The sequence below is a fragment of the Rhodanobacter sp. FW104-R8 genome (genome assembly GCF_001617365.1).
In the GTDB taxonomy this organism is placed as follows: domain Bacteria; phylum Pseudomonadota; class Gammaproteobacteria; order Xanthomonadales; family Rhodanobacteraceae; genus Rhodanobacter.
The window spans coordinates 68,915-95,008 of the sequence record NZ_LVJR01000029.1 but is presented as its reverse complement, the minus strand read 5'-3'; the positions used below and the strand labels follow the sequence as shown (position 1 = coordinate 95,008).

29 protein-coding genes are annotated in these 26,094 nt (G+C 68.0%); 19 read left to right on the top strand and 10 right to left on the bottom strand.

What is annotated here, in order from left to right; all coding sequences use genetic code 11:
* Window positions 1-32 precede the first annotated feature (32 nt).
* The 5 genes from RHOFW104R8_RS10125 to asnS form a co-directional block, all read right to left on the bottom strand.
* A complete protein-coding gene (locus RHOFW104R8_RS10125) occupies window positions 33-1,520 on the bottom strand; it encodes an aldehyde dehydrogenase (RefSeq protein ID WP_201028742.1) in 1,488 nt (495 codons plus the stop codon).
* A gap of 99 nt (window positions 1,521-1,619) precedes the next feature.
* The gene (locus RHOFW104R8_RS10120) at window positions 1,620-2,411 is read right to left on the bottom strand and encodes an SDR family oxidoreductase (RefSeq protein WP_068090814.1); all 792 of its coding nucleotides are present in this window, start codon (window positions 2,409-2,411) and stop codon (window positions 1,620-1,622) included.
* A 19-nt stretch (window positions 2,412-2,430) separates the two neighbouring features.
* Window positions 2,431-2,745 (bottom strand): hypothetical protein, encoded by a 315-nt coding sequence (locus tag RHOFW104R8_RS10115; RefSeq protein ID WP_063089709.1) that lies wholly within the window; start codon window positions 2,743-2,745, stop codon window positions 2,431-2,433.
* Window positions 2,742-3,566 (bottom strand): MalM family protein, encoded by an 825-nt coding sequence (locus tag RHOFW104R8_RS10110; RefSeq protein WP_068090669.1) that lies wholly within the window; start codon window positions 3,564-3,566, stop codon window positions 2,742-2,744. The genes RHOFW104R8_RS10115 and RHOFW104R8_RS10110 overlap by 4 nt, the downstream gene beginning before the upstream one ends.
* 14 nt (window positions 3,567-3,580) lie before the next feature.
* Complete coding sequence (asnS, locus tag RHOFW104R8_RS10105; RefSeq protein ID WP_068090812.1) at window positions 3,581-4,981, bottom strand: asparagine--tRNA ligase; 1,401 nt, start codon at window positions 4,979-4,981, stop codon at window positions 3,581-3,583.
* Window positions 4,982-5,136: 155 nt separating this feature from the next.
* Here asnS and RHOFW104R8_RS10100 point away from each other — a divergent pair, with 155 nt between their 5' ends.
* From RHOFW104R8_RS10100 to radA, 6 genes are all read left to right on the top strand, one after another.
* Window positions 5,137-5,463, top strand: a complete 327-nt coding sequence (locus RHOFW104R8_RS10100; protein WP_068090667.1) for an iron-sulfur cluster assembly accessory protein — start codon at window positions 5,137-5,139, stop codon at window positions 5,461-5,463.
* Window positions 5,464-5,646: 183 nt separating this feature from the next.
* Window positions 5,647-6,075, top strand: a complete 429-nt coding sequence (gene rpsF / locus RHOFW104R8_RS10095; RefSeq protein WP_068090666.1) for a 30S ribosomal protein S6 — start codon at window positions 5,647-5,649, stop codon at window positions 6,073-6,075.
* 14 nt (window positions 6,076-6,089) lie between these two features.
* Window positions 6,090-6,320: a 30S ribosomal protein S18 gene (gene rpsR / locus RHOFW104R8_RS10090; protein WP_007081973.1), complete on the top strand. Its 231-nt coding sequence runs from the start codon at window positions 6,090-6,092 to the stop codon at window positions 6,318-6,320.
* Window positions 6,321-6,455: 135 nt separating this feature from the next.
* Window positions 6,456-6,905, top strand: a complete 450-nt coding sequence (gene rplI / locus RHOFW104R8_RS10085; protein ID WP_068090664.1) for a 50S ribosomal protein L9 — start codon at window positions 6,456-6,458, stop codon at window positions 6,903-6,905.
* A 243-nt stretch (window positions 6,906-7,148) separates the two neighbouring features.
* Complete coding sequence (locus RHOFW104R8_RS10080; RefSeq protein WP_068090662.1) at window positions 7,149-8,543, top strand: replicative DNA helicase; 1,395 nt, start codon at window positions 7,149-7,151, stop codon at window positions 8,541-8,543.
* A gap of 117 nt (window positions 8,544-8,660) precedes the next feature.
* Window positions 8,661-10,046 (top strand): DNA repair protein RadA, encoded by a 1,386-nt coding sequence (radA, locus tag RHOFW104R8_RS10075; protein WP_068090660.1) that lies wholly within the window; start codon window positions 8,661-8,663, stop codon window positions 10,044-10,046.
* Between the two features lie 32 nt (window positions 10,047-10,078).
* Here the strand turns inward: radA and RHOFW104R8_RS10070 are convergent, their stop codons facing one another.
* Window positions 10,079-10,879 carry an inner membrane protein YpjD gene (locus RHOFW104R8_RS10070; protein WP_068090656.1) on the bottom strand — a complete coding sequence of 267 codons (801 nt, stop codon included), beginning with the start codon at window positions 10,877-10,879 and terminating at the stop codon, window positions 10,079-10,081.
* A gap of 96 nt (window positions 10,880-10,975) precedes the next feature.
* Here RHOFW104R8_RS10070 and ffh point away from each other — a divergent pair, with 96 nt between their 5' ends.
* The 5 genes from ffh to rplS all read left to right on the top strand — a co-directional run bounded on the left by ffh (window position 10,976) and on the right by rplS (window position 14,562).
* Window positions 10,976-12,355 (top strand): signal recognition particle protein, encoded by a 1,380-nt coding sequence (gene ffh / locus RHOFW104R8_RS10065; RefSeq protein ID WP_068098862.1) that lies wholly within the window; start codon window positions 10,976-10,978, stop codon window positions 12,353-12,355.
* 184 nt (window positions 12,356-12,539) lie between these two features.
* Window positions 12,540-12,794, top strand: a complete 255-nt coding sequence (gene rpsP / locus RHOFW104R8_RS10060) for a 30S ribosomal protein S16 (RefSeq protein WP_068097641.1) — start codon at window positions 12,540-12,542, stop codon at window positions 12,792-12,794.
* A 2-nt stretch (window positions 12,795-12,796) separates the two neighbouring features.
* The gene (rimM, locus tag RHOFW104R8_RS10055) at window positions 12,797-13,312 is read left to right on the top strand and encodes a ribosome maturation factor RimM (protein ID WP_068097644.1); all 516 of its coding nucleotides are present in this window, start codon (window positions 12,797-12,799) and stop codon (window positions 13,310-13,312) included.
* A gap of 34 nt (window positions 13,313-13,346) precedes the next feature.
* The gene (gene trmD, locus RHOFW104R8_RS10050; protein WP_068097648.1) at window positions 13,347-14,120 is read left to right on the top strand and encodes a tRNA (guanosine(37)-N1)-methyltransferase TrmD; all 774 of its coding nucleotides are present in this window, start codon (window positions 13,347-13,349) and stop codon (window positions 14,118-14,120) included.
* A 46-nt stretch (window positions 14,121-14,166) separates the two neighbouring features.
* On the top strand, window positions 14,167-14,562 hold the full coding sequence (gene rplS / locus RHOFW104R8_RS10045) for a 50S ribosomal protein L19 (RefSeq protein ID WP_068097651.1): 396 nt from the start codon (window positions 14,167-14,169) through the stop codon (window positions 14,560-14,562).
* An 88-nt stretch (window positions 14,563-14,650) separates the two neighbouring features.
* On the opposite strand, the gene RHOFW104R8_RS10040 is transcribed toward rplS, so the two are convergent.
* Window positions 14,651-16,693, bottom strand: coding sequence for a GGDEF domain-containing phosphodiesterase (locus RHOFW104R8_RS10040; RefSeq protein WP_068097654.1), 2,043 nt, complete (start codon window positions 16,691-16,693; stop codon window positions 14,651-14,653).
* Between the two features lie 134 nt (window positions 16,694-16,827).
* Window positions 16,828-17,850 (bottom strand): EF-P beta-lysylation protein EpmB, encoded by a 1,023-nt coding sequence (gene epmB / locus RHOFW104R8_RS10035; RefSeq protein ID WP_068097659.1) that lies wholly within the window; start codon window positions 17,848-17,850, stop codon window positions 16,828-16,830.
* A 119-nt stretch (window positions 17,851-17,969) separates the two neighbouring features.
* Between epmB and efp the strand changes: the two genes are divergently transcribed.
* From efp to folE2, 7 genes are all read left to right on the top strand, one after another.
* Entirely contained in the window at window positions 17,970-18,536 is a 567-nt protein-coding gene (efp, locus tag RHOFW104R8_RS10030) for an elongation factor P (protein ID WP_068097662.1), read from the top strand.
* A 232-nt stretch (window positions 18,537-18,768) separates the two neighbouring features.
* Window positions 18,769-20,100 carry a TRZ/ATZ family hydrolase gene (locus tag RHOFW104R8_RS10025; protein WP_068097665.1) on the top strand — a complete coding sequence of 444 codons (1,332 nt, stop codon included), beginning with the start codon at window positions 18,769-18,771 and terminating at the stop codon, window positions 20,098-20,100.
* Window positions 20,101-20,113: 13 nt separating this feature from the next.
* Window positions 20,114-20,365 (top strand): YciI family protein, encoded by a 252-nt coding sequence (locus tag RHOFW104R8_RS10020; protein WP_068097668.1) that lies wholly within the window; start codon window positions 20,114-20,116, stop codon window positions 20,363-20,365.
* A 78-nt stretch (window positions 20,366-20,443) separates the two neighbouring features.
* A complete protein-coding gene (gene ubiG / locus RHOFW104R8_RS10015; RefSeq protein ID WP_068097842.1) occupies window positions 20,444-21,148 on the top strand; it encodes a bifunctional 2-polyprenyl-6-hydroxyphenol methylase/3-demethylubiquinol 3-O-methyltransferase UbiG in 705 nt (234 codons plus the stop codon).
* A complete protein-coding gene (gene gph / locus RHOFW104R8_RS10010; RefSeq protein WP_068097675.1) occupies window positions 21,145-21,825 on the top strand; it encodes a phosphoglycolate phosphatase in 681 nt (226 codons plus the stop codon). The genes ubiG and gph overlap by 4 nt, the downstream gene beginning before the upstream one ends.
* Window positions 21,822-22,667, top strand: coding sequence for a phytoene synthase (locus tag RHOFW104R8_RS10005; protein ID WP_068097678.1), 846 nt, complete (start codon window positions 21,822-21,824; stop codon window positions 22,665-22,667). The genes gph and RHOFW104R8_RS10005 overlap by 4 nt, the downstream gene beginning before the upstream one ends.
* A gap of 119 nt (window positions 22,668-22,786) precedes the next feature.
* Window positions 22,787-23,734: a GTP cyclohydrolase FolE2 gene (gene folE2, locus RHOFW104R8_RS10000; RefSeq protein WP_068097681.1), complete on the top strand. Its 948-nt coding sequence runs from the start codon at window positions 22,787-22,789 to the stop codon at window positions 23,732-23,734.
* Between the two features lie 236 nt (window positions 23,735-23,970).
* Here folE2 and yidD read toward each other — a convergent pair whose 3' ends face one another.
* Window positions 23,971-24,243, bottom strand: coding sequence for a membrane protein insertion efficiency factor YidD (yidD, locus tag RHOFW104R8_RS16960; protein ID WP_407071439.1), 273 nt, complete (start codon window positions 24,241-24,243; stop codon window positions 23,971-23,973).
* 115 nt (window positions 24,244-24,358) lie between these two features.
* Here yidD and dksA point away from each other — a divergent pair, with 115 nt between their 5' ends.
* Window positions 24,359-25,513, top strand: coding sequence for an RNA polymerase-binding protein DksA (gene dksA / locus RHOFW104R8_RS17685; RefSeq protein WP_068097686.1), 1,155 nt, complete (start codon window positions 24,359-24,361; stop codon window positions 25,511-25,513).
* 144 nt (window positions 25,514-25,657) lie between these two features.
* On the opposite strand, the gene RHOFW104R8_RS09985 is transcribed toward dksA, so the two are convergent.
* Complete coding sequence (locus tag RHOFW104R8_RS09985; protein ID WP_068097845.1) at window positions 25,658-26,089, bottom strand: SufE family protein; 432 nt, start codon at window positions 26,087-26,089, stop codon at window positions 25,658-25,660.
* Between the last annotated feature and the right edge of the window lie 5 nt (window positions 26,090-26,094).

Genomic DNA, 26,094 nt, shown 5'->3' with positions numbered 1-26,094 from the left:
TTCCGGGTATGGGGCCAGCGCACTCGCGCGCCCTAGGGGTGTACGGACGACGCGCCGTAGGCGATGCAGACGTTTTTCGGCTCGGTGAAGAAGTGCAGCGCCTCGTTGCCGCCCTCGCGGCCGAGCCCGGATTGCTTGGCGCCGCCGAACGGCGTGCGCAGGTCGCGCAGCAGCCAGCAGTTGATCCACACGATGCCAAACTCGAGCCGGCCGGCGAGCCGGTGGGCGCGGGAGAGGTCCTGCGTCCACAGCGAGGCGGCCAGGCCATAGCGGCTGTCGTTGGCGATCGCCAGCGCCTCGTCCTCGTCCTCGAACGGGATCAGGCTGACCACCGGGCCGAAGATCTCCTGCTGGTTTGTCGGCGCCGCGGACGGCAGGCCTTCGATCACGGTCGGCGCGATGAACCAGCCGCCGGCGCAGCGGCCGGGCAATTTGATCGATTCACCGCCGTACAGCACGCGGCCGCCTTCGGCGCGAGCCTGTTCGATGCAGCCGAGCACCTTGTCGTAGTGCGTCCGCGAGACCATCGCGCCGAGATCGCTGCCGGCGTCGTGCGGGTCGCCCACGCGCAGCGCCTGCACGCGCGCCAGGTAACGCTGGCGGAAGGCGTCGTAGATCGACCGCTGCACCAGCAGGCGCGAGCCGCACAGGCAGATCTCGCCCTGGTTGGCGAAGCCCGAGCGCACGATGGTGTCCAGGTTCGCGTCGGAAAGATCGGCGTCGGCGAACACGATCGCCGGATTCTTGCCGCCCATCTCCAGCGAGATCTTCTTGAACTGTGCGGCTGCGGTGGCGGCGATGTGCGCGCCGGTGGCGGTGCTGCCGGTGAAGGAGACCGCCTTGACCCGGGGATGCTCGACGATCGCCTGGCCGACGCCGGGCCCGCGGCCCTGCACGATGTTCAGCACGCCGGGCGGGAAACCGGCCTCGATGCTCAGCTCGCCGAGCAGGGCGGCGGTGCACGGTGTCACTTCCGACGGCTTGGCCACCACCGTGTTGCCGGCGGCCAGCGCCGGCGCGATCTTCCAGGTGAACAGGTACAGCGGCAGGTTCCACGGGCTGATGCAGCCGACCACGCCGAGCGACTGGCGCAAGGTGTAGTTGATCGCGCCGGCGCCGGTGAGGCCGGCTTCCATCGCGTGCGATTCGCTGCCCCAGCCGATGATCGCGGCGGCGAAGTAGCGCAGGTTGCTGACCGCGCGCGGGATGTCGAGCCGGCGCGCGAGGCTCAGCGGCTTGCCGCTGTCGCGCGATTCCAGCGCGGCGAACTCTTCCAGCCGCGCCTCGACCAGGTCAGCCAGCCGCTGCAGCAGGCGCGCCCGCTGCTCGACCGGCGTACTGGCCCAGCCTGGAGCGGCGCGAGCGGCGGCGGCCACCGCAGCGGCGACGTCGGATGCGCCGGAATCGGGGCAATGGGCGAACACCGCGCCGGTGGCCGGTTCATGCACGTCCAGCCATGCGTCGCGCTGCGGCGCCTGCAGGCGGCCGTCGATCAGGTTGGCTAGGCGTGGGATGGACATCGGTGCAAGCTTAAAACCAGCGTGCCGCAATTGCACCGGACGCCGGCGTATGCGCAAGCGGGAAGCGAGTGGAAAAGCGGGAGGTGCGGGACGAGTGGCTCAACTCAGCGCGCGGGTGCGGCCGCCATCCACCGCGATGCTGACGCCGTTGACGTAGGCGGCCGCAGGCGTGCACAGGAACGCGATCACCGCGGCCACTTCACCGGCTTCGCCGAAGCGGCGGGCCGGCACCGAGGCCAGCATGGCCTGGGCGATCGCGTCCTCGTTGCGTTCGCTGGCCGCGGCCTGCGCGGCAAGCAATCCGTCGAGGCGCTGGGTGCGGGTGTAGCCGGGCAGCACGTTGTTGACCGTGATGCCGTCGGCGGCCAGTTCGGCGGACAGGGTCTTGGCCCAGCCGGCGACCGCGGCGCGCACGGTGTTGGATACGCCGAGCCCGGCGATCGGTTCCTTCACCGAGGTGGAGATCACGTTGACGATGCGGCCGTAGCCGCTCTCGCGCATGCCGGGCAGCAGCGCCTGCAGCAGCACCTGGCCGGCCAGCAGGTGCTGGCGGAACGCCGCCTCGAAGGCTGCGGGCTCCGCGCTGAAGGCCGGGCCGCCCGGGGGGCCGCCGCTGTTGTTGATCAGGATGTGTACCGGAGCGCCGGCGGCGATCCCGGTCGCGGTTGCCTGCAGGCGGGCGGTGTCCAGCATGTCGACGCTGCACCAGCCGTGCCGCTGCGCGGCATGGGTCCGCAGCAGGCTTCCGGCGACGGTCTCGAGCGCGTCGCTCGAGCGCGCCAGCAGGGTGACGCTGGCACCGAGCCCGGCCAGCTCGATCGCGCTGGCGCGGCCGATGCCTTGCGAGGCACCGCAGACCAGCGCGTGGCGACCCGTCAGATCCAGTTGCATGGTCACATCCCCCGGTTGCTCAGTGCAGCCACAGGCGCATCGCCAGCGCGCCGAGCCAGCATAGCCAGCCCAGCCACTGGCTGTAGCGCCATACGCCACGCCAGCGATCGATGGCCGCATCGCCCAGGGCCGGCAGCGCCGGCGAGCGCAGCACCTGTTGCATGCGGGCCCAGATGCGGAAACCCGAGAGCCCGCCGTGCTCCGGCGGGGCGATGATCTGCCAGTGCTCCGGGTAGCGCCGGCGCAGCAGGGCGGCGACCCGGAACGGCGCGACGTACGAAAGCACGAACAGGCCGATACCGCTCGCCAGCAGGGCGAGATAGAGGGCGATCATGGCGAACCGTGATGGTTGGGCTTGCCGTTGTCACCGCTCCACGGCAGCGGCAAGGCGGTACGCAGGGTGTTGAGCACGCCGTCGCCCTTGGCGGCCTTCTTGCAGATCGCGTTGGCAAGGGCGTTTTCGTAGGTCTTGTTCATCTTGCCGACCCACAACGTGCCATCGGGGCCATGCGGGATGCTGAAGCTGCCGGTGGAGTTCATCTGCAGCGACGCCGCGCTGGAAGTGGCGATCGAGGCGGGCGACTGTTCCCAGTAGGTCTTGCCCGCCTGCTGTTCGGCCGAGCTGTAGACCAGCAGGTAGCGCGCCTGCTGGTTGTCGATCTTGAAGCTGCCGAACGCGCCGGAGCTTTCGTCGCTCCAGCCCATGTGCTCGCACAGGCCGATGTCCTCGGAGCGGATCGGCTGGAAACCCTCGTCCAGCAGCACGATGGTGGGCGCGAACAGGTAGCTGGCGTGCAGCCAGCGCCCGTTCAATTCCGATTTCAGGGCGACCTGGTACGGCAGTTTCACGTCGGTGGGCAGGCGGAAGGCGAGGAAGTAGCTCTGCGTGCCGTTGAGGTTGGCCACCATGCTGCCGCTGCCCAGCACGAACTTCTGCGGCTGCCACGGCAGCATGCTGCGATAGGAGAAGTCGGCGAAGCTGCTGCAGCACGGCGAGGCCTGCATCAACTGCAGCCGGGCCAGCTTCAGCGCGTCGCCGGTGTTCTCCGAGGGCGGCCGCAGGTTCGGCGGCAGCAGCGCCTTGGCGCTGTGGCAGCCGCCCAGCAGGACGGTCAGGGCCAGTGCGGCGACGGTGGCGGAGAGTCTGGACGGCATGGCGGATGGGCTGCTCAGAATTCGGCCGTCCCGGCGGCACGGGGGTAGGGAATGGCGTCGCGGATGTTGGCCAGGCCGCACACGTACACCAGCAGGCGCTCGAAGCCGAGGCCGAAGCCCGCATGGGGGACCGTGCCATAACGGCGCAGGTCGCGGTACCAGCTATAAGTCACGGGATCGAGGCCGAACTGCGCCATGCGCCGGTCGAGGTAGTCCAGCCGCTCCTCGCGCTGGCTGCCGCCGATGATCTCGCCGATGCCCGGCGCCAGCACGTCCATCGCCGCCACCGTCTTGCCGTCGTCGTTCAGCCGCATGTAGAACGCCTTGATCGCCTCGGGGTAGTTCATCACGACCACGGGACGGCCGATATGTTTCTCGGCGAGGTAGCGCTCGTGTTCGGTCTGCAGGTCGATGCCCCAGGCTACCGGGTACTCGAACTTCTGGCCCGACCGCTTCAGGATGTCCACCGCCTCGGTGTAGTCGATGCGCTCGAACGGCTGGGCGATGAACGTCTCCAGCCGGCTGATCGCCTCCGGCAGCACGCGCTCGGCGAAGAACGCCATGTCGTCCGGTCGTTCCTCCAGCACGGCCTTGAAGATCGCCTTGAGGAAGGCCTCGGCGCAGTCGGCGTTGGCGGCGAGGTCGGCGAACGCGATCTCCGGCTCGACCATCCAGAACTCGGCCAGATGTCGCGGCGTGTTGGAGTTCTCGGCGCGGAAGGTGGGGCCGAAGGTGTAGACCTTGCTCATCGCCAGCGCGTACGCCTCGACGTTGAGCTGGCCGGACACGGTGAGGAACGCCTCGCGGCCGAAGAAATCCTTGCGGAAGTCGATCTTGCCCTTATCGTCGCGTGGCAGGTTGGCCAGGTCCAGCGTGGACAGCCGGAACATGTCGCCGGCGCCCTCGGCATCCGAGGTGGTGATGATCGGCGTGTTGATCCAGAAGAAGCCCTGTTCGGTGAGGTGGCGGTGGATCGCCGTCATCATGGTGTGGCGCACCCGGGTCACCGCGCCGAACAGGTTGGTGCGCGGGCGCAGGTGGGCTACCTCGCGCAGGAATTCCATGGTGTGCTGCTTGGGCTGGATCGGGTAGGTTTCCGGATCGTCGACGAAGCCGGTGACGGTCACCCCGCTGGCCTGGATCTCGAAGGCCTGGCCCTTGCCCTGCGACGGTACCAGCGTGCCGCTGACGATCACGCCGGCGCCGGCGGTGAGGTGCTTCACCTCGCTCTCGTAGTTGGCCAGGGTGGAGGGCACCACCGCCTGGATCGGGTCGAAGCAGGAGCCGTCGGTGACGCTGACGAAGGACAGCCCGGCCTTGGAATCGCGGCGGGTGCGCACCCAGCCGCGCACGGTCACCGCACTGCCGGCGTCGAACTTGCCGGAAAGAGCCTGCTTCACACTGACCACGGCCATCGGTTGAAACTCCTGCTGAAGCGCCGCATGTCGGCGCGCAATGATGATGAACGGCGCATGCGCGGCGGCGCGCAAGGCCAAACCGGCATGATAATGTAGCCGTTGCCCGTGCCGCGACCTTCCCGGGCATCCGCCACACGCTGGATCGATTAGTCATGAGCATCACCATCACCCCCGCCGCCAACGAACGCATGCGCCACTTCCTCGCCGGCACGCCGGCCGCGGCCGGCGTGCGTTTCGGGGTCCGGCGCAGCGGCTGTTCCGGCTTCGCCTACGTGGTCGACCTGGCCGAGGCGATCGGCGAAGGCGACCGGCTGGTCGAGGTGGATGGATTGCCGCTGGTCGTCGACGACAAGAGCCTGGCCCTGGTCGATGGCACGGTGATCGACTTCCAGCGGCAGGGCCTCAACGCCAGCTTCGTGTTCCACAACCCCAACGCCACCGGCGAATGCGGCTGCGGCGAGAGCTTCACGGTGGGCTGAGCCGGGCGGGGTGACACGCGGGCCCGTTTCCGGCCATCGGCCTGCTCTTGCGCCCAACTCCCCGTCCCGCATACAATTCCGCTTCTGTCCGCGCTCCAACAGGCGCCGGCAGGACACTTGCCTCACCGCACCGGCGGGAGGCTGCGAGGCCGCAAGGCCGCATCCACAAGGAGTCAAACCACAATGACCCTGCGTCATTACGAAGTCGTGTTCATGGTCCATCCGGACCAGAGCGAGCAAGTCCCGGCGATGATCGAGCGCTACAAGGCGCTGATCGAGACCGACGGCGGCAAGATCCACCGCCTGGAAGACTGGGGCCGCCGCCAGTTGGCCTACCCGATCGTCAACCTGGCCAAGGCACATTACGTGCTGCTCAACATTGAAGTGAGCCAGAACGCGTTGAGCGAGCTGGAGTCGGGCTTCCGTTTCAACGACGCCGTGCTGCGCCACCTGGTGATCCGTCGCGACGAGGCCGACACCGAGCCGTCCTTCATCCTGAAGTCGAAGGAAAAGGACGACGCCAAGTCCACCCGCCGCCGTGACGACGAGGGTGACGGCGAAGGCCGCGGCCGCGGCGACGACCGCGACAACGATCGCGATAGCGACGATTGATCAGGAGCACAGACATGTCCAAGTTTTTCCGCCGCCGCAAGTTCTGCCGCTTCACTGCCGAAGACGTGAAGGAGATCGACTACAAGGATCTCAACACCCTGCGCCAGTACGTCACCGAGAACGGCAAGATCGTGCCGAGCCGCATCACCGGCACCAAGGCCCGCTACCAGCGTCAGCTGGCCACCGCGATCAAGCGCGCGCGCTTCCTCTCGCTGCTGCCGTACACCGACAACCACGACGTCTGAGCGTGACCGTCCGCAGCCTGGCGCTGCGACGGGTGGTCCTGTCCGGCTTCGGCCGGGCGGGACATCGGACATCCTTCGGACAACCGTCCTCTGGCTGCATCGGGCCGCACCGGTGCTAACGAACAGGAAAGCATCATGGAACTCATTCTTCTGCAGAAAGTCCGCAACCTCGGCACCCTCGGTGACAAGGTCACCGTGAAGCCGGGCTACGGCCGCAACTACCTGCTGCCGCAGGGCAAGGCCGTGCGCGTCAATGCCGCCAACCTGGCTGCGTTCGAACAGCGTCGTGCCGAATACGAAGCCAAGGCCAACACCCTGCTGTCCGACGCGGAGGCCCGCAAGGCCCGCCTGGCCGGGGTGGCGGTGACGATCGCCGCGCACGCCAGCGCCGAAGGCAAGCTGTTCGGCTCGGTCGGCCCGCGCGACATCGCCGAGGCACTGGTCGCCGCCGGCCACGAAGTGCACAAGAACGAAGTGATCCTGGGCGAAGGCCCGCTGCGCAACGTCGGCGAGTACGACGTGGTGGTGAGCCTGCACGCCGACGTGCAGACCACGGTCAAGGTGGTCGTGGTCGGCGACAAGTAAGCCGGTCCGCCATCCGCGACGGGACGAACGGGCGCCGCGAGGCGCCCGTTTGTTTTTCGGGGTCCGGGATCGGGGATTCGCCGCGGCGGATGGCAGCGTTATCCCCAGCAATCCCCAACTTGTCCACAGACTTATTGTCTCGACGGGTGAGACATCGCCGCGCATGATGCTGGAGGTGCAACCGCCCGCGGGATGTCGGCGCATGGCGTGCCGGTTGTAGGGTCATTCTGCAGAGGTAAGTCGATGTCCTTCGTGCCCGAACGCAAGTCCTCCTCGCCGGCCATCGAAGCGCTGCGGGTGCCTCCGCACTCGATCGACGCCGAACAGGCGGTGCTGGGCGGCCTGATGCTGGCGCCCGACGCGCTAGACAAGGTGGCCGACCGGCTCGGCGAGGACGATTTCTACCGCAAGGACCACCGGCTGATCTGGCGGGCGATCAACGAGCTGGCGAACAAGGGCATGCCGTGCGACGCGGTGACCCTGGGCGACTGGTTCGAGAGCAACGGCCTGGCCGAGATGGTCGGCGGCGCCGGCTACCTGATCGAGCTGGCCAACAGCACGCCCAGCGCGGCCAACATCACCGCCTACGCCGAGATCGTGCGCGAGAAGTCGGTGCTGCGCCAGCTGATCGACGCCGGCACCTCGATCACCGAGGACGGCTACCGGCCCGAGGGCAAGAGCGTGCACGAGGTGCTGGAAAGCGCCGAGCAGCGCGTGTTCCACATCGCCGAATCCGGCGCGCGCGGCAAGAAGGATTCCGTCTCGATGCGCGAGGCGGTGAAGGATGCGTTCCGCCTGCTCACCGAGCGCTACGAGAACCGCGGCCAGCTCACCGGTGTCACCACCGGCTTCACCGACCTGGACAACCTCACTTCCGGCCTGCAGCCGTCGGACCTGATCATCGTGGCGGCGCGCCCCTCGATGGGCAAGACCGCGTTCGCGCTGAACATCGCCGAGACCGCCGCGTTGCGCGCGAAGAAGGCGGTGGTGGTGTTCTCGATGGAGATGTCCGCCTCGCAGCTGGCGTTCCGCCTGATCTCCTCGGTCGGCCGCATCCACCAGCAGCACCTGCGCAACGGCGACCTGCAGGAGGAGGACTGGCCGCGCGTCTCCAACGCGATCTCGATCCTGTCCGAGGCGAAGATCTTCATCGACGACACGCCAAGCCTGTCGCCGGTGGAGTTGCGTTCGCGCTCGCGCCGGCTGCATCGCGAGCACGGCGGGCTGGGCCTGATCGTGATCGACTACCTGCAGCTGATGCAGGTGCCCGGCAACAAGGAGAACCGCGCCACCGAAATTTCGGAAATCTCGCGCTCGCTGAAGGGGTTGGCCAAGGAGCTGAACGTGCCGGTGATCGCCCTGTCGCAGTTGAACCGTTCGCTGGAGCAGCGTGCCGACAAGCGCCCGATGATGTCCGACCTGCGCGAGTCCGGCGCCATCGAGCAGGACGCCGACGTGATCATGTTCATCTACCGCGACGAGTACTACAACAAGGAATCGGCCGACAAGGGCATCGCCGAGATCATCATCGGCAAGCAGCGCAACGGCCCCACCGACACCTGCAAGCTCACCTTCCTGGGCCACTACACCAAGTTCGAGAACTACGCGGCGGATTCGTTCGTCGGTTCGTTCGACTGAGCGGGCAGTCGCGCAGCCGGCGGCGGAAGCCGACAGCTTTTGCCGCCGCCGCGTCTCGCTGCTTGCGATGATTGCGGGCTAAGCTCGCTTCTTCCACGGATCCAGTCGGGAACCCGCATGGCCAAAGCCAAGACCGCCTACGTCTGCACCGATTGCGGCGCCGAGCACCCGAAGTGGCAGGGCGCGTGCGCCGAGTGCGGGGCGTGGAACACGCTCAGCGAGATCGTGCTGGCGCCGGCCTCGGCGGCGAAGCCGTCGGTGGGCGCGCAGCGCTCCAGCTACGCTGGCGCCGCTGCCGGCGCGCCGCGCATCACGCCGCTGACCGCGGTGGCGCTGACCACCGAGGCACGCACGCTGACCGGCGTCGGCGAGCTGGACCGCGTACTCGGCGGCGGCCTGGTCGAGGGTTCGGTGGTGCTGATCGGCGGCGATCCGGGCATCGGCAAGTCGACCCTGCTGCTGCAGATGCTGGGCACGCTGGGCGGGCAGCTGTCCAGCGTGTACGTCACCGGCGAGGAGTCGCTGGCGCAGGTGGCCTCACGCGCGCAGCGGCTCGGCCTGCCATTGGAGCCGCTGCAGGCGCTGGCCGAGACCTGTATCGAGCGGATCCTCGAACAGGCGGCGGCGAGCCGGCCGCGGGTGCTGGTGATCGACTCGATCCAGACCATCTGGACCGAGCTGCTCACCGCCGCGCCCGGTTCGGTGAGCCAGGTGCGCGAGTCCGCGGCCAAGCTCACCCGCTTCGCCAAGGAGACCGGCACCTCGGTGTTCCTGGTCGGCCACGTCACCAAGGAAGGCGGCATCGCCGGCCCGCGCGTGCTTGAGCACATGGTCGACGCGGTGCTCTACTTCGAGGGCGAATCCGGCAGCCGCTTCCGCGTGCTGCGCGCGTTCAAGAACCGCTTCGGCGCGGTCAACGAACTGGGCGTGTTCGCGATGTCGGACAAGGGCCTGCGCGAGGTGCCGAACCCGTCGGCGATCTTCCTGTCCACGCACGCGGGGCCGACCTCGGGCAGTGCGGTGATGGTCACCCGCGAAGGCACCCGGCCGTTGCTGGTCGAGGTGCAGGCGCTGGTGGACCAGTCCTCGCTGGGCAACCCGCGGCGGGTCACCCTGGGGCTGGAGCAGAACCGCCTGGCGATGCTGCTGGCGGTGCTGCACCGGCACGGCGGCGTGGCGGCGTACGACCAGGACGTGTTCGTCAACGTGGTGGGCGGCATCCGCGTGCAGGAGACTGCCGCCGACCTGCCGGTGCTGCTGGCGGTGCTGTCGTCGCTGCGCGACCGGCCGCTGCCGGAGCACACCATTGCCTTCGGCGAAGTCGGCCTATCCGGCGAGATCCGACCGGTACCGAACGGCGAGGAGCGCCTGAAGGAGGCCGCCCACCACGGCTTCCGCCGCGCCATCGTGCCGAAGGCGAACGCGCCCAAGAAGGGACGCGTGGGCGAGATGGAAGTGGTCGGGGTGGAGCGGCTGGGCGAGGCGATCGACGCCTGCCGCTGAGCGAGCTGCCGGCTGACGGCCGGCGCGGATGCTCAGGGTAATGTGCGGTGCAGGATCAGTTCCAGCACGAATTTCGAGCCGAAGAACGCCAGCACCAGCACCGCCATGCCGATCAGGGTGAGATTGACCGCGCGGGAGCCGCGCCAGCCGTGCCGCCAGCGGCCGTACAGCAGCACGCCGAACACCAGCCAGGCCACGATCGAGAGCACGGTCTTGTGCACCAGGTGCTGGCCGAACAGGTTGTCGACGAACAGCACGCCGGTGAGCAGGGTCAGCGTGAGCAGCGTGAAACCCGCGCCGATGAGGCGGAACAGCAGGGTTTCGGTCAGCGTCAGCGGGGGCAGGGCGCGCAGCCAGCGGCCGAACTGCCGGTGGCGCAACGCACGCTCCTGGATCGCCAGCAGGATCGCCAGCGCGGCGGCGATCGACAGTACGCCGAACGCGAGCAGGGCCACTGTCACGTGCAGCTTGATCTGCCAGTCCATCGGTTGCGGCAGGGTCGCTGGTGCCAGGAAGCTGTCCGCTGCAAGGAGCGCGGCGGTCAGCGGAAACACGATCACGCCGAGCGCGGCGACCGGGCGCGAGGCGTTCACCAGCAGGGTCAATGCCGACACCACGAAGGCGACCAGCGACAGCGCGGCGAAGAAGTGCAGGTCCAGCGCGCCGCGATGCATGCCTAGCAGGATGCCGGCGTGGGTCAACACGGCGGTGCCGGCCAGGCCCAGCGCCAGCCGGTTCAGCGGCTGGCCGCCACCCAGCAGCGGGCGCGCCAGCCCGCCGGCAGCGGCGAGGTAGAGCACGATGGCGAGCAGGGCGAAGACGTGGATGACCATGGTCGCGCAGTGTCGCACAGGCCCGCGCCGGCGTGCATGCGAAGCCGGGCGGTCGCTCCGTTATAATCGGCCACTTTCCCGTTTGCCGGTTCCGCCATGTTCGAGTCGCTCAGCCAACGCCTTTCCGCCACCGTCACCCGCCTGCGCGGCCGTGGCCGGCTGACCGAGGAAAACATCCGCGAAGCCCTGCGCGAAGTGCGCATCGCGCTGCTGGAGGCGGACGTGGCGCTGCCGGTGGTACAGGCGCTGATCCAGCGGATCAAGGTGCGCGCGGTCGGCCAGGACGTGATCAAGAGCCTGTCGCCGGGCCAGGCGCTGATCAAGGTGGTCAGCGACGAGCTGACCGTGGTGATGGGCACCGCCAACACCGAGCTGAACCTGGCCCAGCAGCCGCCGGCCGTGGTGCTGATGGCGGGCCTGCAGGGCGCCGGCAAGACCACCACGGTGGCCAAGCTGGCGCGCCTGCTCACCGAGCGCAAGAAGAAAAAGGTGATGGTGGTCAGCTGCGACGTCTACCGCCCGGCCGCCATCGAGCAGCTGCGCACGCTGGCCGAGCAGGTCGGGGTGAAGTTCTTCCCGTCCGCGGCGGGCCAGGATCCGGTGCAGATCGCGAAGGACGCCATCGCCGCCGCGCGCCGCGAGGTGGTCGACGTGCTGCTGGTCGACACCGCCGGCCGCCTGCACGTGGACGAGGCGATGATGGCCGAGATCAAGGCGCTGCATGCCGCGATCACGCCGATCGAGACCCTGTTCGTGGTCGACTCGATGACCGGCCAGGATGCCGCCAACACGGCCAAGGCGTTCAACGAGGCGCTGCCGCTGACCGGCGTGATCCTCACCAAGACCGACGGCGACGCCCGCGGCGGCGCGGCGCTGTCAGTGCGCTACGTCACCGGCAAGCCGATCAAGTTCCTCGGCGCCGGCGAGAAGAGCGACGCGCTGGAGCCGTTCCACCCCGATCGCCTGGCCCAGCGCATCCTCGGCATGGGCGACGTGCTGTCGCTGGTCGAGGAGGTCGAGCGCAAGGTCGACCAGGACAAGGCGCAGAAGCTGGCCCAGAAGGTGATGAAGGGCAAGCGCTTCGACCTGAACGACATGAAAGACCAGCTGGAGCAGATGGGCAACATGGGCGGCCTGGCCGGCCTGATGGACAAGCTGCCGGGCGTGTCCAGCCTGCCGGACAGCGTGAAGTCCAAGGTCAACGACGGCGAGATGAAGCGGATGATCGCGATCATCGGCTCGATGACCCAGAAGGAGCGCCGCTATCCCGATCTGCTGAACGGCTCCCGCCGCGCCCGCGTGGCGCGCGGCTCGGGCACCCAGCCGGCCGACGTCAACCGCCTGCTCAAGCAATACATGCAGATGGAAAAGATGATGTCCAAGTTGTCCAAGGGCGGCACCAAGGGCCTGCTGCGGCAGATGCGCGGCGCCATGAAGGGCATGGGCGGGATGGGCGGGCTGCCGCCGATGCGCTGAAAGAGCGAGAAGTGAGGGAAGAGGAGTGAGGAGACGGAGAAAAGCAAAACGCCTTCTCTCACTCCTCTTCCCTCACTCCTGCTTCCCGACCCTTCCATTTTGACGAAAAACCGCTAAAATGCCCCGTTTACCGCGCACGGCTCTCGTGTGCCTGCCGCCGGTTCGGCAATTCTGGAGTTCTACCATGGTCAAGATTCGTCTTTCGCGCGGTGGCGCCAAGGGCCGCCCGTTCTACCACGTCGTGGTGACCGATCAGCGCAACAAGCGCGACGGCCGCAACATCGAGAACATCGGTTATTACAACCCGGTCGCGTCGGGCAAGGACAAGCGCCTCGAGCTGAACGTCGAGCGCGTCAAGGAGTGGGTGGGCAAGGGCGCCCAGCTGACCGACAAGGTCGCTGCCCTGGTCAAGGAAGCCGGCAAGCAGCAGGCTGCCTGAGCGTGACTGCAGCCGGTCGGCGCGTCCTGATCGGGCGCATCGTCGGGTTGTACGGCGTGCAGGGCTGGCTCAAGATCGAATCCTGGGCCGAGCCGCGCATGCGGATCTTCGACTACCAGCCGTGGCTGCTCGGTGCAGCGCCCGGCGTGGAGACGCAGGTCAGCGGAGTGAAGGGTCGTACGCAGGGCAAGGGCATGGTGGCCCAGCTGCCCGGAGTGGACGACCGGGAGCAGGCAGCGGCGCTGGTCGGTACCGACATCCATGTCGCCCGCGAGCAGCTGCCGCCTCCTGCGGAAGGCGAGTATTACTGGGTCGATCTCGAGGGACTCGAGGTCGTCACCACGGAAGGCGTGAAGCTGGGGCGGGTCAGTCACCTGTTCGCCACCGGCGCCAACGACGTGGTGGTGGTGAGGGACGGCGAGCGCGAGCGGCTGATTCCCTTCGTCCAGGGTTCGTATGTGCGTTCGGTGGATCTGTCCGCAGGGCGCATGGTGGTGGACTGGGATCCTGAATTCTGACGTCGCCGGGTCGCGGGCCCAAGGGTCAAGGATCATGCGCATCGATGTCGTCAGCCTGTTTCCCGACTTCGTGCGCCAGTGCGCCGCCGTCGGTGTGGTGGGACGCGCGCAGCAGCGCGAGCTGCTGCAGGTGGAAACCTGGAACCCGCGCGACTACGCCACCGACAGGCATCGCAGCGTGGACAGCAGCGCGTACGGCGGCGGTCCGGGCATGGTGATGATGATCGAGCCGTTGCGCACGACCCTGGCGGCCATGCGCGCGGCGGCACCGGAACCGGTGCATCTGGTTTATCTCAGTCCGCAGGGAGCGCGGCTGACGCAGGGCAGGGTGGAAGCGCTGGCGAAGTTGCCGCGCATCGCCTTGCTCTGCGGGCGTTACGAAGGTGTAGACGAGCGTCTGCTGGCGCACGAGGTCGACGAGGAGCTCTCCATCGGCGATTATGTGCTGTCCGGCGGCGAGTTGGCCGCCGCGGTGGTCATCGACGCGGTGGGGCGCTTGCAGGATGGCGCGTTGAACGACGCGCAGTCCGCCGAGCAGGATTCATTCTCGGATGGCCTGCTGGATTGTCCGCACTATGCGAAACCGGTGCACGATGCGCTGGGTTCCGTGCCGGAGGTGCTGCTGTCCGGCGACCATGCGGCGATCGCCCGCTGGCGCCTGAAGCAGTCGCTGGGACGGACCTGGTTGCGGCGGCCCGACTTGTTGTCACAGCGTGGACTGGATGCGGCATCCCGGACCCTGCTGGATGAATTCCGCCGTGAACATGCCTCGCGAGGGCAGGCACGGCAAGACGATGCGGCCGGGTGACGGTCGCAGCCATTGATAGCGATTTACGTGAACCGACAGGTGCGCCATGAACAAGATCATTGAACAGTTCGAATCCGAGCAGATCACCCGCCAGCTGCCGGAATTCGGCCCCGGCGACACCGTGGTGGTCAACGTCAAGGTGAAGGAAGGCAACCGCGAGCGCGTGCAGGCGTTCGAAGGCATCGTCATCGCCAGGCGCAGCCGCGGGCTGCACTCGGCCTTCACCGTGCGCAAGATCTCGCACGGCACCGGCGTGGAGCGCGTGTTCCAGGCGCACAGCCCGGCCATCGACTCGGTGGAAGTGAAGCGCAAGGGCAAGGTGCGCGGCGCCAAGCTGTACTACCTGCGCAACCTGGAAGGCAAGGCCGCGCGCATCAAGGAAGACATCGCCGCCGCCGCTGCCGCCAAGGCGAGCGCCAAGGCCGCCGCCGCTGCCGAGTAATCCGCGCCGCAGTTGCCGCAGCATGAAAAAACCCGCGGAGCGATCCGCGGGTTTTTTCGTGGCGGCGCCGGCGCGGCTCGCCCGGCGCCTACTCCAGCCGCTGCGGTTGCTGCAGGAAGTTGCCCTGCACGAAATCCACGCCGCAGGCGAACAGCAGCGAGGTGCTGGTGGCGTCCTCGACCCACTCGGCGATGGTCAGGCGCTTCAGTTCGCGCGCCTGGTGGCAGATTTCGGTGATTTTCTTCTGGCTCTCCGGGTGCTGCGGCAGGTCGGCCATATAGCTGCGGTCGATCTTCAGGTAATCCGCGTCGACGTGGTTGAGCAACTGGAACGAGTTGAGGCCCGAGCCGAACTGCTCCAGCGCGAAGCGGCCGCCGAGCTTCTTCCAGCCGTTGACGAACTCCTGCGCGGGGCGCAGCAGCGTCATCACCTTGCTCTCGGTCATTTCCAGCACCAGCTGGCCGCGCTTCAGCCGGGCCTGCTTGAGTCGCTCGCCCAGCCACGCCAACAGCTGGTTGTCCTGCAGCGAGGCGGCGGTGAGCTTGATGAAGAAGGTGGTCTGCTGGCCTTGGCCTTCGCGCGCCTGCAGCGCCGTGATGGCCTGGTCGAGCACCCAGCGGTCGATCGCGCCGGTGAGGCCGTGCTTCTCGGCGATCGGCATGAAAAAGCCCGGCAGCACCTCGCCCTGCGGGCCGTTCATGCGCAGCAGGAGCTCGGAATAGTCGCCTTCGGCGTCCTGCAGGCTGATGGTCTGCTGGTGGTAGAGCACCATGCCTTCCCCGGTGAGCGCCTTGCGCAGCAGGTCCAGCCAGTAGCGCTCGCGTTCCTCGTCGGCCTTTTCGCGCGCGGCGGGGTCGTGCAGCTCGACCTGGCTGCCGCCCAGGCTTTGCGCCGTGCGCAGCGCCTGGCTGGCCTGGTTGAGCAGCAGTTCGGTGTTCGCGTTCTTCTCGCCCAGCAGGCTGCCGCCGACGCTGGCGGTGACCGTGATCGAGCGCGAGCCGGCGTCGAAGATCTCGCTGCTGACGCTGTGCTGCAGCCGGGTGATCCATTCCTTGATCGCCTCGTCGGTGCGCGAATCCAGGATCACGCCCAGCGTATGCTCGGCGAGCATGCCGGCGACGTCGTCGGCGCCCAGCAGCATGCGGATGCGGTCGGCGAAGCCGGCCAGCAGTTCGTCGGCCTTGCCCAGGCCGATGCCGCCCACCAGCGCTGCCCAGTTGTCCGGCTCGACCAGCAGCAGCGACTGGCCCTTCTTGCCCTTGGCGGCGGCGGTCACGGCATCGTCGATGCATTCCAGCATGCGGGCGCGGTTGAACAGCCCGGTAACCTGGTCGCGCTGCAGCCGTTCGAGCATGCCGGGGTCGACCAACTGGCGGCGGAACACGATCTGCAGGCAGGGTTCGCCCTCGAACGTGGCCTGGGCGAACTCCACCGAGGCGTCGAACTGGCTGCCGTCGGCGCGGCGCGCATGCAGGGTGAGCTGGGAGGGCAGCTTTTCCTGCCGCGCGTGGCCCTTGAGCAGCGTCTTGAACTCCTCCGCATTGGCCGAGTCGATCATGTCCAGCACCGGCAGGCCGAGCAGGTCGTCGAAATCGTCGTAGCCGAACGTCTGCAGGTAGGCATGGTTGGCACGCACGTGCATGCCCTCGTGCACGTACGCGATCGCGTCGGTGGATGAATCCAGCAGCGCGTCGCAGCGGCGCTCCGATTCGCGCAGGGCGGTTTCCAACCGGCGTACCTGGCGGCGTGTCTGCAGCGATTCGAACTCGCGCTGCAGCACCGCGACCAGCTGCTTCGGCTGGCTGCGCGAGGCGACGCCGCGGGCGCCGTGCACGAACAGGTCCGCCACGATCTGGTTGTCGATGTTGTTGACCAGGCCCATCAGCGCGTAGTCGCGACCGTAGGCATCGAGCACCTTGACCGCCTCTTCCAGGCCGATGCTGGTGATCGCCGGGTCGAACATCACCACGTCGGGCTCCAGCTCGTTCACCGCGGCCTGCATCTGTTCGACGTTGGTGGCGCGGGCCGGCCGCACGGCGATGCCGGTGTTGCGCAGCAGGCTGATGATCTGCTCGGCCTCTTCCAGCGAGCTTTCGATGAAGAGGATCTTGATGACGTAGTCTTTTTTCATGGGGCGTGATGCTGTCCGTTGATCATCGCGGGCGGTGCGGGGCGGCTTCGTCGGTCAGTCGCGACCTGTTGTTTGTAGCGGATTCCGCCACCTGTCGCCAGCAAAAAACTGCGCAACGGTGATCGCTGCCCGGTTCACAGGGGACGCTTGGAGGCGTCGCCGCCCACTTCGCGCACCAGCCGGGGCACCAGGTACCCGGGCAGCCGCGCGCGCAGCGCCTCCGTCAACGCCAGGGCGCGGTCGTCGTCGACCTCGAAATGGGCCGCACCCTGCACGCGGTCGAGCTGGTGCAGGTAGTACGGCAGCACGCCGGCGGCGAACAGCCGCTCGGACAGCGCCGCCAGCGTGTCGGCGTCGTCGTTGACCCCGCGCAGCAGCACGGACTGGTTGAGCACGGTGGCGCCGGCGGCGCGCAGGCGCGCGCAGGCGGCGTCGACGCTGGCGTCCAGTTCATTGGCGTGGTTCGCATGCAGCACCACCACTTTCTGCAGCGGCAGGCCGGCCAGCCAGGCGACGAAGGCGTCGTCGATCCGTTCCGGCAGCACCACCGGCAGGCGGCTGTGGATGCGCAGGCGGGTGACGTGGGGCAGCCCGGCCAGGCCGTGGCCCAGTTCCTCCAGCTTGCCGGTGGCCAGCGCCAATGGGTCGCCCCCGGACAGGATCAGCTCGCTGATCGAGCGGTCCCGCCTCAGGTATTCCAGCGCCTGCCGCCACTGGCCGGCGGCGGCCATTTCCTCGCCGTAGGGGAAATGCCGGCGGAAGCAGTAGCGGCAGTTGATCGCGCAGCTGCCGCTGGCGATCAGCAGGGCGCGGCCCTGGTACTTGTGCAGCACGCCCTGCGCCTCGCGCGCGGCCAGGTCGCCGACCGCGTCGGCGACGAAGCCGGGCACCTCGTCCAGCTCGTCCAGCTGCGGCAGCACCTGCAGCAGCAGCGGGTCGCGCGGGTCGCCCTGGCGCATGCGGGCGACGAAGCCGCGCGGCACGCGCAATTGGAAGCCGGCATCCGCCGGCGGCAGCTGCCCGGCGAGGTGCGACAACCCGAGCAGGGCCAGCAGTTCGCCGGCATCGGTGACGGCGTCGCGCCACAGCTGCCGCCAGTCGGCGCCGGCCGCCGCTGCGTCGGGTGTAATGCGTGCGCCGGGGCTTGCGGTTATCATGTATGGCCTTGTCTGGGCCGGCTGGCCCGTCAAACCACCTATTTTAGCCGCCGGCAGCGGCGCAGGGGCCCGTTTCGGGCCCTTGAACATTGAAATTCATATATCTCGGAGCTCATTGCATGGCCACCGCCGGTCTCAACGACGTCAAGAAGGGTATGAAGATCCTTCACAACAACGATCCGTGGATCATCACCGAAGCCGAGTTCATCAAGCCCGGCAAGGGCCAGGCGTTCACCCGCATCTTCATCCGCAACCTGAAGACCGGGCGCACCACCGAGCAGACGATGAAGTCCAGCGATTCGTTCGAGGTGGCGGACGTCACCGATACCGACATGCAGTACCTGTATTCCGACGGCGAGTTCTGGCACTTCATGCACCAGGAGTCGTTCGAGCAGCACCAGGCCGGCAAGGCCGGCGTGGGCGACGCGGCGAAGTGGCTGAAGGGCGAGGAGGAGTGCGTGGTCACGCTGTTCAACGGCGAGATCATCGCGGTACAGCCGCCGAACTTCGTCGAGCTGAAGATCGTCGAGACCGACCCCGGCGTGCGCGGAGACACCTCCGGCGGCGGCGGCAAGCCGGCCACGCTGGAAACCGGCGCGGTGGTGCGCGTGCCGCTGTTCGTGGGCACCGACGAGGTGATCAAGGTCGACACCCGCACCGGCGAGTACGTCAGCCGCGTCAAGTGACGTATTGGCCCGCGCGCTTGCGCGCGATTTTGCCGATACGTCATCCCTGCGCAGGCATGGATCCAGTGAAACACTCGTGCGAAGCACACAAAGCCTTCGCCATGTTCCGGTGGAAAGACGCTGGATTCCGGCTTTTCGCCGGAATGACGATACTGAGACGTGACGATTGGGGGCGGGCACCACTCCGGTGTGCCGCCCCTTCTCATATCCATCCTTTGCAAGCGAGTGAGCGATGAACCAGACCATCCCACAGCCCGTCGACCTGATGATCGAAGCCCGCTGGGTGGTGCCGATCGAGCCGCATGCGGTGGTGCTGGAGAACCACGCGGTGGTGGTGCAGGACGAGCGCATCGTGGCGTTGCTGCCGATCGCCGACGCGCATGCTGCCTACGCGCCGCGCGAGCGCGTTTCGCTCGCCGAGCACGCGCTGATCCCCGGGCTGGTCAACAGCCACACGCACAACCCGATGACCTTGCTGCGCGGCCTCGCCGACGACCTGCCGCTGATGGTGTGGCTGCAGCAGCACATCTGGCCGGCCGAGGCCAAGGTGATCGGGCCGGAGTTCGTGCGCGACGGCGTCGAGCTGGCGGTGGCCGAGATGCTGCGCGGCGGCACCACCTGCGCCAACGAGAATTACTTCTTCCCCGACGTGATCGGCGCCACCTACCGCAAGCTCGGTTTCCGCGCCGTGGTGGGCTTGCCGGTGATCGAGTTTCCCACCGCGTGGGCGAAGAGCCAGGACGAATACTTCGAGCGCGCCGGCGAGGTGCACGACAGCTTCCGCGGCGACCACCTGGTCAGCACGGCGTTCGCGCCGCACGCGCCGTACACGGTGTCGGACGAGAGCTTCGAGCGCATCCGCATGCTGTCCGACCAGCTCGACATCCCGGTGCACCTGCACACGCACGAGACCGCGCACGAGGTGGAGGACGAGAAGGCCAGGAGTGGGCTGCGCCCGTTCCAGCGCCTGCAGAAGCTGGGCCTGGTCAACGACCGCCTGATCGCCGTGCACATGACCCAGCTGACCGACGGCGAGATCGCCGCCTGCGCTGCGGCCGGCGTGTCGGTGGTGCATTGCCCGGAGTCCAACCTCAAGCTGGCCTCCGGTTTCTGCCCGGCGGAAAAGCTGCGCCGGGCCGGCGTCAACGTGGCGCTGGGCACCGACGGTTGCGCCTCCAACAACGACCTGGACATGTTCGGCGAGATGCGCACCGCCGCGCTGCTGGCCAAGGCGGTCGCCGGCGACGCCGCGGCGTTCGACGCGGCGTTCGCGCTGCGCGCGGCCACGCTCAACGGCGCGAAGGCGATCGGACTGGAGGCGAGGATCGGCTCGATCGAGGTTGGCAAGCAGGCCGACTTCGCCGCCGTGCGATTGAGCGACCTGGAGACCCAGCCGCTGTTCCACGTCATCTCGCAGCTGGTCTATGCCACCGGCCGCCACCAGGTCAGCGATGTGTGGATCGCCGGCAAGCGCAAGCTGGCCGCGCGCGAGCTGGTCGGCATGGACACCGCCGCGATCCTGGAGCGCACGCGCGCCTGGCGCGAACGCATCGCCTCGGCCTGACCCGGAGCCTTCGATGAACCGTTACCTGGTCCTGCTGATCCGCCGGCCGCACCTCGACCCGGCCGTGGTGCCGCTGCACCTGGCGTTCCTGGAGGGTTTGCGACAAGAAGGCCGGGTGGAACTGTCCGGCGGGTTCAGCGACAAGTCCGGCGGCGCCTACCTGCTGCACGCGGCGGACCTGGCCGAGGCGACCGCGCTCGTGCACGACGACCCGGCCCATGTCAGTGGCGGCTGGGATATCACGGTGCACGAATGGCTGGCCTGAAATGAGTGCGAAAATCAGCAAGCGGCCATCCATGGCCGCACTTTTCAATAAACTCGTGTACCCACCGTGGACTCGAACATGATCACCGCCAACGTCAACCCCGACGAGATTGCCCGCTTCGACAGCCTGGCGGCGCGCTGGTGGGATCCCGACGGCGAGTCGCGCCCGCTGCACGACCTCAACCCGGTGCGCGCCGCCTATATCGCCGCCCGCGTCGACCTGCGCGGGGCGAAGGTGGCCGACGTCGGTTGCGGTGGCGGCCTGCTCAGCGAGGCGCTGGCGCGCGCCGGCGCGAAGGTCACCGGCATCGACCTGGGTGACAAGGTGATCGACGTCGCGAAGCTGCACCTGCATGAATCCAGCCTCGGCGTCGACTACCGCGTGCAGTCCTCGGCCGAACTGGCGGCGACCGAGCCGGAAAGCTTCGACGCGGTGTGCTGCATGGAGCTGATCGAGCACGTGCCCGACCCGGCGGCACTGGTAAGCGACCTGGCTGCGATGCTGAAGCCGGGCGGGCGGCTGTTCATGTCCACCCTCAACCGCACGCCGGCCGCGTTCGGCGCGGCGATCGTGGGCGCGGAATACGTGATGCGCATGCTGCCGCGCGGCACCCATCACTACGCGCAGTTCCTGAAGCCGTCCGAGCTGGGCCGCCTGTTGCGCCATGCCGGGCTGGAGCTGGAGGACGTTTCCGGGCTGGGTTACAACCCGCTCAGCCGCAAGGCCTGGCTGAGCCGGATCACCGCGGTCAATTACCTGCTCAGCGCGTCCAAGCCGGCATGAAGCCGTTGCCCGAAAACCTCCAGGGTGTGCTGTTCGACCTGGACGGCACCTTGCTCGACAGCGCACCCGACCTGTACGCCGCGCTGCGGGTGCAGTGCGCGGAAGAGGGCGTGCCGCCGCCACCGTACGCGCCGGTGCGCGAGGTGGTGTCGCGTGGCGCGCGCGCAGTGCTGCGCTGTGCGTTCGCCGCGCGTGGCGAGCCGGCGCTGGAAGCGCTGATGCCGCGCTACCTGCAGCTGTACCAGGACGTGATGGCGCAGCAGACGCGCGCGTTCGACGGCATCGACGAGCTGCTGGCGCGGATCGAGGCGCACGGCCTGCGCTGGGGCATCGTCACCAACAAGGCGGCTTTCCTCACCGATGAGCTGGTGCGCCGCATCGGCTGGGCCGGGCGTGCGAAAGCGGTGATCTCCGGCGACACCCTGCCGGTGAAGAAACCCGACCCGGCGCCGGTGCTGCTGGCCTGCGAACACGCGGACGTGGCGCCGGCGCGCTGCGTATTCGTCGGCGACGACCGCCGCGACGTCCAGGCCGGTGCCGCCGCCGGCCTGTACACGGTGGCGGTGGGTTGGGGTTACCTCGACGGCGGCGATCCCCGCCGCTGGGGCGCCGACGCCGTGCTGGACCATCCGGCCGAGCTGGCCGACCTGCTGAAACTGCAACCGGTCCCGGCATGATCGAACTGGTCGAACAGAACGCGGTACTGCAGGGCTTCATCGACAAGTGGCTGGCGGTGCAGCCGCAGCAGCGCGTGGCGCTGGCCTTCGTCGATGGCCGGCGCTATCCCGGCCACGTGGCGCTGGCCGCGCTGGAACAGGAACTGCTCGGCGCCGCCTACGGCATCCGCGAGCCGCAGGTGGCGGTGGCCAAGCTCAACTGGTGGGCCGAGGAGCTGGCCGGGGCGTCGGCCAGCGGCGGGCGCCATCCGCTGACCCAGGTGCTGTTCGACGAGGAGCGGGCGCATGCCCTCGCCGGCGAGCTGTGGCTGGCGCCGGTGCTGGCCGCGATGGCCCAGCTGGAGCAGGGCACCGCCGCCGACTTCCCCGCGCAGGTCGAGGCGGCGCTGCCGCTGCACGGTGCGCTGGCCGCGCTGGAAACCGCCTGGTGGTACGGCGCCGATGCGTCGCCGGAGCGGGCATCGCGGGTCGCCGTGCTGAACCATCTGCTGTATGCCCTGCTGCGGCTGGAGCAGGACGTCGAACGCGATCGTCTGCCGCTGCCGATGGCGCGGCTGGCCCGCCATGGCCTGGGCCGCGCGCAGCTGCGCACGGCCGGCGCGGCGCGGCAGCAGGCGATCAGGGCGCAGTTGGACGACCTGCTGGCCAGCTGGAAGGCATCGGCCGCCCTGGCCGGGCCGCTCAGCGTATTCCGCGCGCTGGAGTCACGCCACGCCAGTGGGCTGGCGCGGCGCGCGGCGCGGGCCGGCGATGCGCTGGCGGTATTGCGGGCCGGCCAGGCGCGCACCGGGCTGGCCACCGCGCTGCAGGCGTGGCAGGCCGCCCGTGCATGGCGTCGGTAGATGGCGTAGAACGACCCCGGGACGCAGCGTTTCCACCACGCCACTATTGAGCGGCGGCCGGCTTGCCCCAAGATTGAGCGCTTCACGGCGATCCGTTCGCCGATGCCAGGATCCCCACCATGCCGAACCAGGAAAATACCGCCCGCCTGCTGCCCGACGTCGCCGTGCATGCACAGCCGCATCTCGCCGGCGCGCTGGACTGGGTCGGCATGGCCGACATCCAGGTGCCGGTGCTGTTCGACGCAGGCGACGGCCAGGCGCAGCGTTCCAGCGCGCGGGTCGGCGCCTTCGTCAACCTGAACCGGCCGGACAAGCGCGGCATCCACATGTCGCGCCTGTACCTGCAGGTCGAGCAGGCGCTGAGCACGCAGACGCTGAATGCGTCGATGCTGCATGCGCTGCTGCGCGGCTTCCTCGATTCGCACAGGGACCTGTCCGACCGCGCCTGCCTCAGCATCCATTTCGAGCACCTGGTGCGCCGCCCCGCGCTGAAGAGCGCCAACAGCGGCTGGCGCGCGTACCCGGTATGCATAGAAGCGAGCCTCACCGGCGACGAGTTCCTGCTCGAGTTCGGCACCGAGGTGGTTTATTCCTCCACCTGTCCGGCCTCGGCGGCGCTATCGCGGCAGTTGATCCAGGACCAGTTCGCGAATGACTTCGACGCAGGCAAGCCGCTCGACCACGCTGCGGTGCTGGCCTGGCTCGGCGGCGAGCGCGGCATCGTCGCCACCCCGCATGCCCAGCGCAGCGTGGCGCGCCTGCGTACCCGCCCGGTGATCGGCGCGGGCTTCCACCTGATCGGCCTGATCGACCGCGTCGAGCACGCGCTCGGCACGCCGGTGCAGACGGCGGTGAAGCGCGAAGACGAGCAGGCCTTCGCATTGGCCAACGGCAGCAACCTGATGTTCTGCGAGGACGCCGCCCGGCGCATCCAGAAGGCGCTCGACGCCGACGCCGCGTTGAGCGACTTCCACATCCGCGTCGAGCATCAGGAAAGCCTGCATCCGCATGATGCAGTGGCCTATGCGAGCAAGGGCGTGGAAGGCGGCTACGGCTCCACGCCGTGAGGTAGTCGCCGCGTAGGGTGGGCACTGCCCGCCGCTCCTGCATGTCATAAGCCGGCGGGCAGTACCCGTCCAAAGGGTCCGCTCAGCGGTCGAATGCCAGTCGCTGCCCGCGCATGCTGTCGTCGACAGTCGAACCGTTCCACACGCGCTGGCCGTTGACGCAAGTGTTGACGTACGTCGATGCGGGCTTCGACCAGCATCCAGGTGATCTCCTCACTGCGTTCTTGATGAACCAGTCAGCGGACGTCGGGGGAATCTACTTGGGAACGACAGCGGGGGTAATGGAAGTGCTCGGGCACCGGGTCGTGACCACCGGTGCACAATGGCTGGCAGCGTAGCAGCCGCCAGCCAGCCAGCAGGATGCCGCGCCACGGGCCGAAGCGCGTGACCGCAATCCGTGCATAATCGGAGCAGGTAGGGTGGAAGCGGCAGCGTGAGCCGAGCAGGGGACTGAGCCAGCGCTTGTACAAACGCAGCATCCACAGTATCAATCGGGTCAAGGCATTCACGACGCCGGCACGGCTTGCGGCAGGTAGTGGTACAAGTATTCCAGAAGCAAGCTTGCTGGTGTAGGACACATGGGCTATAACACCCGGCCGCCACGGCCAAAAACGGTGAAGGGATATGGCGAAAACGACGCGTAATTCGACCGCCGCCAAGGCGCAGAAGGGCAAGGCTTCGACCAAGGTGCGTGATGCCAGGGTCGGCAAGCCGAAGGCGGCAGCCAAGGGACGGGCGGTGGGCACCAGCAAGGCCCCCGCGAAGGCCGGCCGCAGCGCGGCGAAACCCGCCGGCAAGGCGGTGGCAAAGAAGGTGGCGGCCCGGAAGCCGGTGGCAGGCAAGAGCGCCGCCAGGTCGCCAGCGAAGAAGGCCGCTCCGGCGAAGAAGCCGGTTGCGAAGAAGGCACCGGTGAAGAAAGTGGCGGTCAAGAAGGTCGTCGCGAAAAAGCCTGCGCCGAAGAAGGCTGTCGTCAAGAAGGTGGCGGTCCACAAGGTCGTTGCCAAGAACATCAAGCCCAAGGGCAGCGCAGCCAAAAAACCGGTGGCGAAGCCCGCCGTCCAGCCGGTCGCCAGGAAAGCGGTGGCGCCTGCAAAACCGGCGGTCAAGCCGGTCAAGCCGGCAGCCAAGCCAGCGCCGGCGGCCGCTGCCAAGAACGTATCCCCGGCACCCGCCAGCACCCTGTTCAAGGGCAAGGTGGCGAGTGCAACCGCCATGGTGACGCCGCGCGCAGCCCCAGCCGCCGCGGGCCATGCCTCTTCCTCCAAAAGCCCGAAAAACTCGTCGTCCTCAATGAATAAATCCGCTGCAAAGAAACTCGACAACGGCATCACCCGCGAAGATGGCCGGTATGCGCTGCCATCCACCAGCATCATCAACCTGCCCAAGGGATACCACCCCTCGTCCGACGAGGAGTACATGAACCCGATGCACCTGGCCTACTTCCGCGACAAGCTGCGCGACTGGCGCGATCAGCTGGTGGAAGAGTCGCGCCAGACCATGGACAACCTGCGCGAGGAAGTGCGTGATGTCGGCGACGAAGCCGAGCGCGCCACCCGCGAGACCGAGAACTCGCTGGAGCTGCGCACCCGCGACCGCTACCGCAAGCTGATCTCGAAGATCGACAAGGCGTTGCGCCGGATCGAGGAAGGCAGCTACGGCTTCTGCGAGGAGACCGACGAGGAAATCGGCATCGACCGTCTCGATGCGCGTCCGATCGCCACGTTGTCGCTGGATGCGCAGGAGCGTCGCGAGCACCTGCAGAAGCAGATGGGCGACTGAGCGTCGCTGCCGCGTCGCGAAAAAAGCCCCGCTCGATGCGGGGCTTTTTTTAAGAAGTGAGGGAAGAGGAGTGAGCAGTGAGAGAAGGCAACGGCGTGTTGCGCTCCAGCTTTTCTCTCACTGCCCACTCCTCTCCACTCACTCCTAACTCACCGCGGCGGCGGCGTAACCCTTCAGCTTCGCCAGCATCGCCGCCAGCCCGTTCGAACGCGTGGGCGAGAGATGCTTGGCCAGGCCGATCGTGGCGATGAAGGCCGGCTCGGTGACGAGGATTTCCGCCGCCGGTCGGTCGGAATAGACGCGCAGCACCAGGGCGATCAGGCCGGACACGATCGCCGAGTCGCTGGTCGCCTCGAAATGCATGCGTGCGGCATCGCCGCTGGGCACCAGCCAGACCATCGACTGGCAGCCGTGCACACGCCAAGCCTCGATCTTGTGTTCTTCAGGGAACGGCGGGAGCTGCCGGCCGAGATCGATCAGGTACTGGTAGCGCTCGGTCCAGTCGCCGAGGAAGGCGAATTCCTCGGCGATCTCCTGTTGTGCCTGTTCAGCGTTGGTGGTGGCGATGGCGTTCATGCGCA